A 13,558-nucleotide genomic window follows, 5' to 3' on the forward strand; every position below is an offset into this window, starting at 1 on the left:
GACCCGGCATGAGCAATCCCCAATCCAACACGCTGCAACTGCCCCTGCAAGGCATCCGCGTGCTCGACGTCAGCCAGGTCATGGCCGGCCCATTTGCCTGCATGCTGCTGGCCGACCTGGGCGCCGATGTCATCAAGGTCGAGCCTCCGGGCACCGGCGACCAGACGCGCGGCGCCATGGGCTTCAAGATGAAGGGCCCGGACAGCATGGGCTTTCTGAACATGAACCGCAACAAGCGGTCGCTGACGCTGGACCTCAAGAGCGAGGAGGGGCGTGAGGCCTTCTACCAGCTGGCCACGACAGCCGATGTCATCGTCGAGAACTACCGGCCAGGCGTTGTCCAGCGCCTGAAGATCGACTACGAAAGCATTCGCCGCATCAACCCGCGCATCGTCTATGTCAGCATCTCGGGCTTCGGCCAGAGTGGGCCCTGGGCCCAGCGGCCGGGGTTCGACCTCATGGCCCAGGCCATGTCGGGCGTGATGAGCGTCACCGGCTACAAGGGAGAGAAACCCGTCAAGGCCGGCGTGCCCGTGGCCGACATCGGTTGCGCGCTGTTCGCCACCTACGGCCTGCTGGCCGCCTATATCGGCGCGCAGAAGACAGGGCAGGGCCAGCACATAGACGCCTCGCTGTTCGACTCGGCCATGGCTTTCTCGATCTGGGACATGTCCGAATACTGGGGCACCGGCGTGCCGCCCGCGCCGCTGGGCACCAGCAACAAGATGAGCGCCCCCTACCAGGCCGTGAAGGCGCGCGACGGCTACTTCGTCATGGGCGCCACCAACCAGAAACTCTGGGCCAGGCTGTGCGCGCTGATCGAGCGCCCCGATCTGCTCGAGCACCCCGACTACGCCACCGTGGCGCTGCGCCTGAAGCACCGCGAGGCACTGATAGGCGAGCTGGAAGCGGAATTGGCCCACCACGACAGCGCCGACTGGGTGGACCGCATGCTGGAGGCCGGAATTCCCGCCGGCCCGCTGCTCACCTATCCGCAAGCCTTCGAGGGCGAGCATGGCCGGCACCGCGGCATGTGCATGGAGATCGACCACCCCATCGAGGGCAAGGTCAAGAACATCGGCTTTCCCGTCAAGATGCTCGGCACGCCCCAGCAGGTGCGCCGCCATCCGCCGCTGCTGGGCGAGCACAACGCGGAAATCATGGCCGAACTCCAGGCACTGAAGGCCGCCGCATGAGCACCGCCCTGCATGAATCCGTGGCGCTGACCGTTCACGCCGGGGGCGCGGCCGAGATCCTCATCGACCGCCCCGAACGCCACAACGCCATGAGCATGCCCATGTACGAGGCATTGCTCACGGCCCTGGAGCGCTGCCAGGCCGACTCGGCCATCCGCTGCGTGATGCTGCGCGGTGCGGGCGGCAAATCCTTCATCTCGGGCACAGACATCGCCTACTTCAAGGACTTCCATGACGGCCAGCAAGGCATTGCCTATGAAGCCTTCGTGGAGCGCGTGATCGACGCCGTGGAGCGCATCGCCGTGCCCACCATCGCCGTCATCGACGGCTGGGCCGTGGGCGGCGGCCTGGCCCTGGCCACGGCATGCGACTTTCGCATCTGCAGCACCGGCTCGCGCTTCGGTGCGCCGATTGCCAAGACGCTGTCCAACACGCTGTCGTCACGCAACATCGCCCGCCTGGTGGCCAGCCTGGGCGTGCCACGCGTCAAGCGCATGCTGCTGCTGGCGGACTACCTGTCAGCCGAGCAGGCCGAGGCCTGCGGGTTCGTGCATACGGTGGTGCCGGCAGATCAATTGCAAGCCCAGGCACAGGCGCTGGCCGAGCAGCTCATGGCCTTGTCGGCAACCACCCAGTCAGCAGTCAAGGAAAGCCTGCGGCGCATCGTCGTGGAGCAGCGGCTGGATGATGAGGATCTGGTTTCTGCGGTGTATGGGAGTGGGGAGTTTCGGGCGGGGGTGGCGGGATTCAACAGGCAATGATTTGAGCCAGCCTTGCCAGAATCTGGCGCAATCCTACAAATTGCTTGGCTAAACTCCACAGCCTGGAAAGAGGCGGTGGCTGCATTCTTGGCCTGAAAGAAAAGGCCGGTTGCTGCGCGTAGCCGCCCCTCAGATAAACGCAGCCCGAGAAATCCCATGCAAATCAATAAATGCATTTCCGTCCTGCTGGCCAGCAGCTTCATCCTGCCGGTTCTGCCTGCGCATGCAGGCGAAGAGACGGTGCAGCTCATGTCCAACGGTCGTTATCAGACCTACAGCCTGCCCGACGACGCGCAGCAGGTCCAACTGGTCGAGACCTTGGCGGGCAACTGCAGCTACAACCAAAACTGGGGCTATGACCTGGGCCGCCGGGAGATGTGGGTCAAGGGTGGCTGCGGCGGGCGTTTCCGCATCCTGACCGGCCTGCCCCAGGGCGCGCAGGGCCAGGAAGGCGGAAGCGACAACACGGGCGCATGGATCGCCGGTGCCGCCGTGGCAGCCATTGCCGGCGCCGCCATTTTGGCGAACAAGCGCGACAAGGACCGCGAACGTGAACGCGACGAGCAATGGAACGATGACCACTATCCGGGCTACCCGGGCCAGCAGCCCGGCTACCCGTCGTGGGGAGGACGGGAGGTGCGGGGCCAGAACGGCCTGTGCCTGGATGTGTCGGGTGGCCTGCGCCCGGGCAACGGCCTCATCGTGTACCACTGCAGCGGCGGTGAAAACCAGCGCTTCACGCTGACGCGTGATGGCGAGATGCGCGTGGGCGACCTGTGCCTGGACGTCGCCGACGGAAGCACGCGCAATGGCGCGCGCGTGATCGCCTGGCAATGCCGCAACCAGCCCAACCAGAAATGGGACTGGAGCCGTGGACAGATCCGCAGCCGCTTTGCCAACAAGTGCCTGGACATCGAAGGCGGCAATGCCCGGCCGGGCCAGCCCGTCATCGTGTGGTCCTGCGCCGGCGGCCCCAACCAGCGCTGGAACTGAGGACGCTTGTTGCACAAGCTCTCTGCCGCGCCCGGGCCAGTGCCCGGCCGCAACGCCGTCGCGGGCATTCGGCGGCTGGGGGCCTTGCAGTGGCTGGGCCTGATCACTGGCGCCGTGCTGCTGGGCGATGCCGTGGTGCTGATGGCGCGCGGCATGTTCAATCTGGGCGTGACGCTGCCAGCGGTGCTAGGCCTGCTGTTCATGGCGTGCAGCTTCTGGCGCGCGGCCATTGCGCGCAGGCTGCGTGCCAGTGCCTGGCTGCGGCGCGCCTGGTGGCTGGGCTGGGCGGCGTTGGCGATGTGGCTGGCCAGCCTGCTGCTGTTCTGGGCACATCTGCTGTCTGCTTCTTCCCGGCTGGCCTCTGACCAGCCGGTGCAGGCCATCGTGGTGCTGGGCAGCGCCACGCGTGAGGGACAACCGTCGCTGACGCTGGCCCAGCGGCTGGACCGCGCCGCCGAACTGGCTGCAAGCCAGCCCAAGGCGCTGGTGGTCACCAGCGGCGGCGTGGACTTTGGGGAAAGCGAGAGCGAGGGCGCCGTCATGGCGCGCTATCTGCAGCAACGCCACGGCATTGCGCCAGAACGCCTGCTGATGGAGCAGCGCAGTACCAGCACGGCGCTGAACCTGGCGTGGAGCCTGCCCCTGCTGCAGGAGCGCGGCGTGGCCCCGGACGCGGCGATTGCCATCGTCACCAGCGATTTCCATACGCTGCGCGCGGGCTGGATCGCCGAGCGCAGCGGCTACGGCCAGGCCTTCACCGTGGGCGCGCCCACGCCGGCGACGATCCGCGCCAACGCCTGGCTGCGCGAGTACTTTGCGGTGATCAGCGGCTGGGTGCTGGGGGAGTTCTGAGCCCCATGGCGGCATTGCCCGCTGCGCCTTGCGTGCCCCGGTTTGCCTCCACAATGTGATTCTTCATACATCAACAGGAGCGAGACAGTGGCAAGCGAACAGCGTCCTTTCCGGGTTCTGGGCATACAGCAGGTGGCCATCGGCGGCACCGACAAGCAGCGCATGAAGCGCCTGTGGGTGGACATGCTGGGGCTGACCCAGACCGGCACCTTCCAGAGCGAGCGCGAGAACGTGGACGAAGACATCCTGGCCATGGGCCAGGGAGCGCACAAGGTGGAGGTGGACATCATGCAGCCGCTGGACATCGACAAGAAGCCTGCCGTCCACACCACGCCGCTGAACCATATCGGCCTGTGGATCGACGACCTGCCGCTGGCCGTGCAGTGGCTGACGGAGCAGGGCGTGCGCTTTGCGCCCGGCGGCATTCGCAAGGGCGCGGCCGGCTACGACATCTGTTTTCTGCACCCCAAGAGCAATGACGAGTTCCCGATTGCCGGCGAGGGCGTGCTGATCGAGCTGGTGCAGGCGCCGGCCGAGGTGATCGCCGCGCTGGGCTGAGGCGCCTCAGGCAAAAGGCTGTACGCGCCGCTGGACATGTTCCAGCAGCCACAGCTTTTTTCTGGCGCGCGTCATGGCCACGTACAGGCGGTTGCGCTCCAGAAAGGCCAGCGCGTGCGGGGCCGTCGCCGGAAAGCGGCCAGGCTCCATGAAGGGCAGGGCGACGTGGTCGTACTCCTTGCCCTTGGCTTCCTCGATGGTGCTGAGATGGAAGTCGAATCCGCGCTCGGCCCGCACGGCACGCTCGAAGCGCGTGGCCATGGCCGCCACCTGGGCCAGCATGTCGGGCACGGTCATGCCCGCCACCGAATCCATGAAAGCCTCCACGCGCTGACGCAAGGCCGCCGTCTGGGCCTGCGACAGGGCCACGCCGGCAAACAGCCCCCAGACATCGGCCTGCTCCAGCAGGCCCCGCGCATCGGACTGCAGGGCCAGCGGCAGCTGCAGAAAGCTGCCGAAGGCCTTGAAGTTGCGTTGTCCGCCCTGCAGGCTCGATTGGTCGCTCAGGAAGCGCCAGATGATCTGCGGGTTGTGCAGCATCTCGCCTGCCATGCGCTGGGCCAGCGTATGGCGGCTTGACGGATCGGCCATGTCGGCACCATCCACGCTGCCCTTGCCGTAGAACAGCGCACCTTCCACGAAGGCCGCCAGGATCTCGCTGCCCAGCACGCTGGTCTCGGCCTTCCAGGACAGCGCCTGCATGCCATGTGCATAGCAAAGGCCCAGCAGCAGGGCAATCTCGCGCTGCAGGTAAAAACGCTTGAAGCCGTAGAAGCTGGCGGACTTGCCGGCGCGGTGGATGGCCCATTCCAGCGCGCAGGCGTCCTGCTCGTGGCGCAGGATCACGGTCAGCGAGGGATTGCGCGCGCTGCCAGAAGGCGGCTCGCCCGGCACAGCGGGTTCGGTGGCACGTGCCAGGCTGGCCTGGATCTGCAGCAGCTGGTCAATGCACTCGCTGTCGTCGGAGTGCTGCAACTGGTGCACGGTGCTGAAGCGCGTGGGCGCCGCTGTCAGGCCCACATTGAACAGCGCATTGACGGCCTTGGCCACTTGGGGGCCGAAGCGCCGCGACTGGGTCAGCGCCAGCGTGGCCGTGGCCTGGGGCAGGAAATCATCGAGCTGGTGGAGCTTGTCGCGGAACACGGACCAGGCCTGTGCCTCGATGTGCTGGTTGAAGTCGCCTGCACCCAGAAAGGCGCAGCCGCTGGTTCCGACCAGGGCGCGCAGCACCTGCAGCGAGGCAGGGTCCAGGTCATGCATCTCGTCGAACACCACCAGGTCGTAGCGCGGCAGGTCCAGCGCCTGGCCCTGCAGGGCGTCGCTGGCCAGTGCATGGCTGCAGTCGCCTTCGGCGTAGTACAGCGGGTCGCCGCAGTGATCGATGCGGCGGCGCTCGTACTCGAAGAACAGGCAAGCCAGGCGGTAGTCGAGCAAATACTCCTCGCAGAAACTCGCCAGTCCCATGCCTTCCTCGGCCAGGCGCTGGGGCAGCAACGACTTCTTGGCGCCGAGGTTGAAGTCCCAGAAGGCGTCCAGATCCAGATCGCCGGGCTGCTCGAACAAAGGGTCGGGCTGCCAGGCCAGTCGCTCGCGCAGCGCATCATGGGCCTCGCGCACACGGGCCTGCAGCGCCACGCGGTCGGCCAGAAAGCGGGCCGCCGGGTCGCGGCGGCGGATCTGCTGGGCCGCCCAGCGCTCCACCGTGGTGATCTGCACCTGGGGCGGCACCTCGCGCACCAGTTGCTGCAGCCGGTGATGGAAGGCCGCCACGCCGGAGCGCGAATACGCCAGCACCAGAATGCGCTGCGCCTGGCCGCTGCGGCAGGCCTGGACCACCTTGCAGGCCAGCGTCGTGGTCTTGCCCACTCCCGCCAGCGCAGCCACGATGGCCGAACGCCCCTCATGCGCCAGGATGGCCTGCTGCTCGCGCGAGAGCAGCAGCGGCTTGCCGTGATCGGTAGGAAATTCCAGGGAGCGCAGGGACATGTGAGGGAAATCTGAGCAAAAGCGGCGAAAGCAGAGGGAAACGGGTTCAGCCGCAGGCCGGCAGGGCTGAAAGCCGCTGTGGCGACGACGGAGGGCACCCATTGTGGTCGTTTTGGAGAGGCATCTGGCAGGTATTGGGAATCCGTTGCCGCGCCTGTCCACGCATCTTTTGAAGCGCTCATCGGACAATTGAGCGATGTTGACCGCCAATGGCTGCGTGCTTGCGGCAAGAAGAAGTCACCGAGAAGAACTTCTGCCCAAACATGCCCAACATCGCTCAAAAATAAGCGAAGTTCGCTTTTTTTGCAGGCCATGAAAACGGGGCAACTATTTTTGCCAAGGAGCCGGCTTTTTCATTCCCAAGGCTTTTTTTGCTCATCAGAATGAAAAGAGCAGACCCACAGAGGAGTTTTTGATGACCGCCTGCAGCACCACCCCGACGACTTCCGCCACCTCCGCACAGCCTGCGGCCGGCAGCCCCCTGCAATGGCATGCACGCCCCTCCAAAAGCGACACGCTGCCGTTTGAAGGCGCCTGGAGCGTGCAGGCCATCCAGGAACTGCTGGACAAGCCCTTCATGGACCTGATGTTCCAGGCCCAGAGCGTGCACCGCGAGCACTGGCCTGCGGGCGATATCGAACTGGCCACGCTGCTGTCGGTCAAGACCGGAGGCTGCCCCGAGAACTGCGGCTACTGCCCGCAGGCGGCCGAGTTCGACACCGGCGTCAAGGCAGAAAAGCTCATGAGCGTGGACGAAGTCACGCGCGCCGCCCAGGCGGCCAAGGATGCCGGCGCCACGCGCTTTTGCATGGGCGCGGCCTGGCGCGCGCCCAAGGACCGCGACATCGAGAAGATGAACGAGCTGATCGGCGCCGTGAAGGGCCTGGGCATGCAGACCTGCGCCACGCTGGGCATGCTCCAGCCCCACCAGGCGCAGTCGCTGCGCGAAGCGGGCCTGGACTACTACAACCACAACCTGGACACGGCGCCCGAGTACTACCAGGACGTGGTCAGCACGCGCCAGTACCAGGACCGCCTGGACACGCTCAAGGCCGTGCGCGGCGCAGGCATCAGCGTGTGCTGCGGTGGCATCATCGGCATGGGCGAGGCGCCCGTGCACCGCGCGGGCCTGATCGCCCAGCTGGCCAATCTCAATCCGCATCCCGAGTCGGTGCCCATCAACAGCCTGGTGCGCGTGCCCGGCACGCCGCTGGCGGACAGCGAGCCTGTCGATCCGCTGGACTTCGTGCGCGTGATCGCGGTGGCGCGCATCACCATGCCCACGGCGCGCGTACGCCTGTCGGCAGGCCGGCAACAACTGGGCGACGCCGTGCAGGCCTTGTGCTTCATGGCCGGCGCCAATTCCATCTTCTACGGGGACACGCTGCTGGTGACCGGCAACCCCGATGTGGAGGCCGACACCACGCTGCTGCGCAAGCTGGGCCTGAGCGGCACGCGGACCTCGGTACAGGAGTGAGCTTTTTGAGAGTTTGAGCTCTTTTGAGCCAGCGGCTCAGGATTGCGGCCGGCCGCTGCCTTGCGCGGCGGCGGCCGCATCGTCGTCGCCGGCATCGAGCAGCCGGGCCGCACGGTTGCTCAACGCGGAATCCGCACGGAAATAGCCCAGCACCGTATTGACGCTGCTGTGCCCCGTCAGCGCCATGGTGTCGGGCAGGGGCACGTTCTGGCGCCCGGCCTCGGTCACAAAGCCCGAGCGCAGGGAATGCGCCGAGAAATCTCCCTCCACGCCTGCCAGCGCACAGCGCTGCTTCACGATGTCGCGCACGGCCGCCGGCGACAGGGGCTCGCCCACATGGCCGCCCTTGCGGATGCGCCGGAAGATCGGCCCTTCCTGTATGGCGGCGGCACGCAGCCAATCGGCCAGCGCCTGGGCCGCGCGCCCGGTGACGGGCTTGTGGTTCTCGGGCGCGTCCCGTCCGGACTGGTTGGTCTTGGAGTGGGTCAGCGTGTAGATGAATTCCTGCGGCCCCGCGGCCCGCAGGTGGCGCATGTCGGCTCCGGCCACCTCCGAGCGGCGGCGCCCGCCGCTGGACCAGGCGAACAGCAGCAGGGCGCGGTCGCGGCGGCCGCGCAGGCTGTCGTCACAGGTGTCCAGCAATTGCTCCAGCAAGTCGCGCGTCAGCGCATCCTTCTTGGCGGGACCTTCACCGCGCCGCGCATAGGCCTTGCGCGTGCGCGACATCAGCTCGCGCACCGCACCGTCCTGGCAGGGGTTGGCCAGTCCATGCACCTGATGCGCCTTGGACAGCACCGCCATGCGGTGCACCAGCGTGTTGTGCGACAGCGCGCCTTCCCTGGCCTTGTATCCGGCCTCGACCAGGGCGCGGTCGATGTGCATCGGCATTTCACTGGCCAGGCCCGCGCCTGTCTGCCGCTGGGCATGGTCAATGATGAATTGCAGCACGCAGGGCACATCCAGCGGCAGCTGCATCTGCCGGTCAAACCGCAGCGCATGCCAGGCGGACCAGTAGCGCATGGCGCTTTGGTAGCTGTTTCTGGTGTTGGCGGATTCGCCCTCGTGCATCAGCTCGCGCACGGCCTGCCGGGCGGCAGGCTCCAGCCCTGCAGAAGGCAGGGTGTTGCCTTGCTTTCTGTCTTCCGGAGGCGGGGCTTGGGGAATCAGCGAAAAGGGGCCGTTGCGCATCCGTGGATTGTCGCCCGGCACAGCATGGCCGGCCGCCGCGGAGCCTGCGGCCATGCAGGCCATGCAAAGTTCAGTTTCCAAGCTTTCCAGAGGGCTGCAGCGGCCTTTTGCCTGGGCAAAGCCGTGTAATGTGCGTATCCATACTGTATGAAAATTTCATATGTAATATTTAATACATGGCACATATGATGTATTACGCATCATCAAAATAACTCACGATAACAACCTCTTATCGTTGGTAATCTTGGAAATAGTTCACGATATGCTGAAAACATCCACCCGTGGCGTGCAGGAAGCCGATGTCTGGGCCGCGGCAGACGCCCTGATCGCCCAGGGCCTGCGGCCGACCATCGAGCGCGTGCGCCAGCACATTGGCCGGGGCTCGCCGAATACCGTCAGCCCCATGCTGGAGACCTGGTTTGCCACGCTGGGCCAGCGACTGGGCGTGGCGGCAGGGCAGGGCGAGCTGCTGCCGTCGTCGGTGCCCGATCCCGTTCAGCGCCTGGCGCAGCAGCTGTGGGACGCCGCCCAGGAAGAGGCCATGGAGGCCGCCCGCGCCGCCCTGCAATCCCGGGAGGAAGCGGCACAGGCCACGCAGGCCGAGCTGCAGGAGCAGCAGGAGCAAATGGCGCGGCGCGAGGCGTCCATGCAAGCGCAGAAAGAGGCCATGGACCAGGCCTTGCAAGTGGCCCAGGCCCAGTCGCAGGACTTGTCGCGCCGGCTGGATGAAATGCAGCAGCAGCTGCAGGACCGCGACGAGCGCCTGGAAGAAATGCGCGATGCGCTGGCCGAAGCGGCCCGCCAGCGCGAGGCGTTGCAGCAAAAGCATGGCGAGGAAATGCAGTCCGCCGCGCTCGAGCGCCAGCGCATGGCCGAGCAGTACGCGGGCAATGAGCGCCACATGCTCAATGAGGTGGATCGTGCGCGGCAGGAACTGGCGGCCGCGCGCAAGGCCGCCACCGAGCAGGAGCGCAAGGCAGCGACCCGCCTTGCAGAGCTGCAAAGCCGCTATGAAAAGAGCGAGGAGGAGCAGCTGAGCCTGCATTCCCAGCTGCAGACCGCCCAGAATGCGGCCGCCCTGGCGCAGGAGCGGGCAGCGGACCTTCGCAGCCTGCTGCAGGCGCAGCAGCGATTGGCCGGTGCGGCCGCGCCCGAGGCGGGTGCTGGACTGCCCATGGGCCGGCGCGCAAGCCTGTCTGCGGCGCGCCGCTCCATGACGCGCCTCAAGGACAGGCGGGGCTAGCAGTCAGGGCCTGCGCCCCTGGCTGGGCCCGGTCAGGACTGGAGCCGGAACCCCGCCACCACATCCGCCAGCTGCGCGGCCTGCTGCTGCAGCGACTGGGCGGCGGCCGTGGCCTCTTCGACCAGGGCCGCGTTCTGCTGGGTGGACTGGTCCATCTGGCTGACGGCGGTCCCGATCTCGGCAATGCCCGTGCTCTGTTCCTGGCTGGCATTGCTGATCTCGGTGACGATGGCGGTCACGCGCTGCACGCTTTCCACCACCTTGCCCATGGTGGCGCCTGCGTCCTGCACCAGCCGGCTGCCGGCATCGACCTGGCCCACGGAGTCGTCGATCAGCGCCTTGATTTCCTTGGCGGCCGTGGCGCTGCGCTGGGCCAGCGTGCGCACTTCAGAGGCCACCACGGCAAAGCCGCGGCCCTGCTCACCGGCACGGGCTGCTTCCACAGCGGCGTTGAGCGCGAGGATATTGGTCTGGAATGCGATGGAGTCGATCACGCCGATGATGTCGGCAATGCGGTGCGAGGATTGTTCGATGCCGCCCATGGTGCGCACCACCTGGTCCACCACGGTGCCGCCATGCGTGGCGATGTCGGAGGCGCTGCTGGCCAGTTGCCGCGCCTGGCGCGCATTCTCGGCGTTGTGCTGCACGGTGGCCGTGAGCTGCTCCATGGCGGCAGCCGTTTCCTCCAGCGAGCTGGCCTGCTGCTCGGTGCGTGCCGACAGGTCCTGGTTGCCGCTGGCGATTTCGGTGGAGGCATGGCGCACGGTCTCGGACGATTCCCGGATGCGCACCAGCACCGAGGCGATCTTGTCGGTGAAGTGGTTGAACGCACGTGCGATCTGCGTCAGTTCGTCATTGCCTTGCACCGACAGGCGGCGCGTGAGATCGCCGTCACCCGAGGCGATGTCTTCCAGCGCATCGCGCACCACGGCCAGCCGGCGCGTGACGCGGGCGATGACGGCGCCCAGCAGCGCAATCGCCAGGATCAGCGAAATGGCAACGATGGCGCCCGACACCTTGAGCAGCGAACCCAGCGCGGACAGCGCCTCGTCGCGCTGCACGGCCACCACCAGTTGCCAGTTCGTGCCGGGCACGCCCTGGCCGTAGAACAGGAAGTCCTTGCCGCCGATGGCCGTGCGCATGCCGGAGTCCGCCTTGGGCAGGGCCTGGATGGCGTCGGCACCCAACTGGGGCGAGAGTGCGGAGACGGGCTTGAGCGTGAGTGCCGGATCAGGATGGGTGACGATGGCGCCCGCCTCATCCACCAAGAAGGCAAAGCTGCCCGGCGTGGGCCGGATGGCGCCCACGGTGCGCACCACGGTGGTAAGCAGCACGTCGGTGCCGACCACGGCGACGGGATTGCCGGCCGGGCCCACGGGCTCGGCAAAGGTCACGCCCACTTCGGGTGGAGAGACAAACAGATAGGGCGCCGTCACGATGGGCCTGCCTTCCTTGAGCGCCTGCCTGAACCAGGGGCGGGCCGTCACGTCGTAGTCGGCAGCCATCTCGTTGAGGAAGAACATGCGCTTGTCGGTGTAGCCGAAGTAGGCATCCGAGAAGCCGCCGCCGTCGCGCAGCGCCTGGACCACGGCACGCGGGTCCGGCGTATCGACGGCCTGGGCCAGCGTATGCGTCAGCAGGCGCTTGGTCGCCACCCATTCGCCCAGCACCTGGGCCTGGGCGTTCACGAGCTGGCGGCTCTGGTCGTCGAGGGTGGACAGCACATGGCGCTGCACCGTGAGGAAGTTGGCAATGGCCAGGGCCAGCATGGCCACGGTGACGATGGCCACGCTGAGCGCGATGAGTCGCGCACGCAGGGACTGGAACATAGAAGAATTACTTATTGCAAGAAGATGCTACATACGTTAGCAAATTTTCTTGACAATACGCATCCTTGCAGGCGGTGCCCCCTGGCCGCCGAAGCCTATGCGGGAAATTCGCTCCCCTTCAGCGCCTCAGCGCTCCCCAGCCAGCAGCCTGCCCAGCGCCTCATAGGCCGGCAGCGAGGTCGGGTCATTGGCCGCATTGCCAGCCACCGGATGGGAGGCAAAGCGCGCAATCACCATCTGTGCCTTGGGATCGATGTAGACGGTCTGGCCATGCACGCCGCGCGCCGCGAAGGCGCCATGGGCGTTGTGCGTGACCCACCACATGTTGCGGTAGGTCCAGCCCGGCAGCAGCTTGTAGCCGGCCTTGGCAAAGGCCGCCGCATCGCCGCCCCGGCGGATATCGTCCACGGCGGCTGCGGGAACGATCTGCTGGCCGTTGAACTGGCCCCGGTTGCGCAGCATCTCGCCAAAGCGCGCCAGGTCCCGCAGGCCCAGGTTCAGGCCGCCGCCTGCAAAGGGCGTGCCCGTGGAGTCCACCGACATGTAGGCATCCTGCTCGGCGCCCAGGCGGCTCCAGATGCGCTCGGACAGCAGATCGGCCACCGATTGGCCGCTCACGCGCGCCAGCACCCAGCCCAGCGCATCGGTGTTGGCCGTGCGGTAGCCGAAGGCCTTGCCGTGCACGCCTTCGGGCTTCACGGTCTGCAGGAATTCGTAGTAGCTGCGCGGCCCGGTGTAGTCCTTGGCCTTGGGCAGCGGGTTGCCCGCTGCCGCGTGCGCCCAGACCTCGGCCTGGGGGTCCGCATAGTCTTCGCTGAAGCGTATGCCCGTGGTCATGTCCATGAGTTGGCGCACCGTGGCGTTGCCGAAGGCCGAGACCGCCAGCTCGGGCACGTACTCCGACACGCGGCGCGAGGGGTCGAGCTGCCCCTCGGCAGCCAGCATGGCCGCCAGCGTGCCGACGAAGGACTTGGTCACCGACATGGCGCCGTGCTGGCCTTCGGGCTTGAGCACGCCGAAGTAGCGCTCATAGACCACGCGGCCCTTGTGCAGCACCACGATGCCGTCGGTGTAGTTGGCCTTGAGCGAATCGCGCCAGGTCATGGGCTGGCTGGCACCCAATGGCGTGAAGCGCAACTCGTCGATGTCGTCGCGCAACGCCTGGGCCAGCGGTGCCGCAGACGCCAGGCCGCGCGACACATTCACCGTGGGCATGAGCTGGCGAAAGTGCGAGACGCTCCAGCGCATGGCGGGAAACTGGAAATAGGAGCCGTCGTCGAAGCGCAGCGTGCGGTCCGGCGGTGGCGGCGAGCCCACCATCCAGCCCAGCTTTGCGGGGTCGCTGGCATCGGCATCGGGATAGGAGGGGGTCTTGGCTGCGGTGACCCCTGCCGTGGCTGTGGCGAACACAAGGCTGCCAGCCAGGGCACCGGCGAAATGTTTGAGCTGCATGGCGGCAACCATACTACGGTTGC

General features: G+C 66.8%; 11 protein-coding genes. 7 read left to right on the forward strand and 4 right to left on the reverse strand.

From position 1 onward, the window contains the following. Nucleotides 1–8 precede the first annotated feature (8 nt). The 5 genes from AC5I49_RS04410 (at nt 9) to AC5I49_RS04430 (ending at nt 4,360) form a co-directional block, all read left to right on the forward strand. Nucleotides 9–1,196 (forward strand): CaiB/BaiF CoA transferase family protein, encoded by a 1,188-nt coding sequence (locus tag AC5I49_RS04410; RefSeq protein WP_203399384.1) that lies wholly within the window; start codon nt 9–11, stop codon nt 1,194–1,196. Further along, complete coding sequence (locus tag AC5I49_RS04415; RefSeq protein ID WP_034366961.1) at nt 1,193–1,957, forward strand: enoyl-CoA hydratase; 765 nt, start codon at nt 1,193–1,195, stop codon at nt 1,955–1,957. Before AC5I49_RS04410 ends, AC5I49_RS04415 begins: the two co-directional genes overlap by 4 nt. A gap of 156 nt (nt 1,958–2,113) precedes the next feature. Continuing rightward, nucleotides 2,114–2,950, forward strand: coding sequence for a lectin (locus tag AC5I49_RS04420; RefSeq protein ID WP_047474826.1), 837 nt, complete (start codon nt 2,114–2,116; stop codon nt 2,948–2,950). A gap of 9 nt (nt 2,951–2,959) precedes the next feature. Beyond that, complete coding sequence (locus AC5I49_RS04425; RefSeq protein ID WP_203399383.1) at nt 2,960–3,802, forward strand: YdcF family protein; 843 nt, start codon at nt 2,960–2,962, stop codon at nt 3,800–3,802. An 87-nt stretch (nt 3,803–3,889) separates the two neighbouring features. Next, complete coding sequence (locus AC5I49_RS04430; protein ID WP_013802423.1) at nt 3,890–4,360, forward strand: VOC family protein; 471 nt, start codon at nt 3,890–3,892, stop codon at nt 4,358–4,360. A 6-nt stretch (nt 4,361–4,366) separates the two neighbouring features. Here AC5I49_RS04430 and AC5I49_RS04435 read toward each other — a convergent pair whose 3' ends face one another. After that, nucleotides 4,367–6,346 (reverse strand): UvrD-helicase domain-containing protein, encoded by a 1,980-nt coding sequence (locus tag AC5I49_RS04435; RefSeq protein WP_495788892.1) that lies wholly within the window; start codon nt 6,344–6,346, stop codon nt 4,367–4,369. Between the two features lie 415 nt (nt 6,347–6,761). Between AC5I49_RS04435 and bioB the strand changes: the two genes are divergently transcribed. Beyond that, nucleotides 6,762–7,823, forward strand: coding sequence for a biotin synthase BioB (bioB, locus tag AC5I49_RS04440; protein WP_495788893.1), 1,062 nt, complete (start codon nt 6,762–6,764; stop codon nt 7,821–7,823). A gap of 36 nt (nt 7,824–7,859) precedes the next feature. On the opposite strand, the gene AC5I49_RS04445 is transcribed toward bioB, so the two are convergent. Beyond that, the gene (locus AC5I49_RS04445) at nt 7,860–9,065 is read right to left on the reverse strand and encodes a site-specific integrase (RefSeq protein ID WP_495788894.1); all 1,206 of its coding nucleotides are present in this window, start codon (nt 9,063–9,065) and stop codon (nt 7,860–7,862) included. 208 nt (nt 9,066–9,273) lie between these two features. Here AC5I49_RS04445 and AC5I49_RS04450 point away from each other — a divergent pair, with 208 nt between their 5' ends. Continuing rightward, nucleotides 9,274–10,254 carry a DNA-binding protein gene (locus tag AC5I49_RS04450; protein WP_046238543.1) on the forward strand — a complete coding sequence of 327 codons (981 nt, stop codon included), beginning with the start codon at nt 9,274–9,276 and terminating at the stop codon, nt 10,252–10,254. A gap of 32 nt (nt 10,255–10,286) precedes the next feature. Here AC5I49_RS04450 and AC5I49_RS04455 read toward each other — a convergent pair whose 3' ends face one another. Next, the gene (locus tag AC5I49_RS04455) at nt 10,287–12,083 is read right to left on the reverse strand and encodes a methyl-accepting chemotaxis protein (RefSeq protein WP_046238544.1); all 1,797 of its coding nucleotides are present in this window, start codon (nt 12,081–12,083) and stop codon (nt 10,287–10,289) included. A gap of 126 nt (nt 12,084–12,209) precedes the next feature. Continuing rightward, nucleotides 12,210–13,535, reverse strand: a complete 1,326-nt coding sequence (locus AC5I49_RS04460) for a serine hydrolase domain-containing protein (RefSeq protein ID WP_205626934.1) — start codon at nt 13,533–13,535, stop codon at nt 12,210–12,212. Nucleotides 13,536–13,558 lie beyond the last annotated feature (23 nt).

Source organism: Delftia sp., assembly GCF_059499305.1.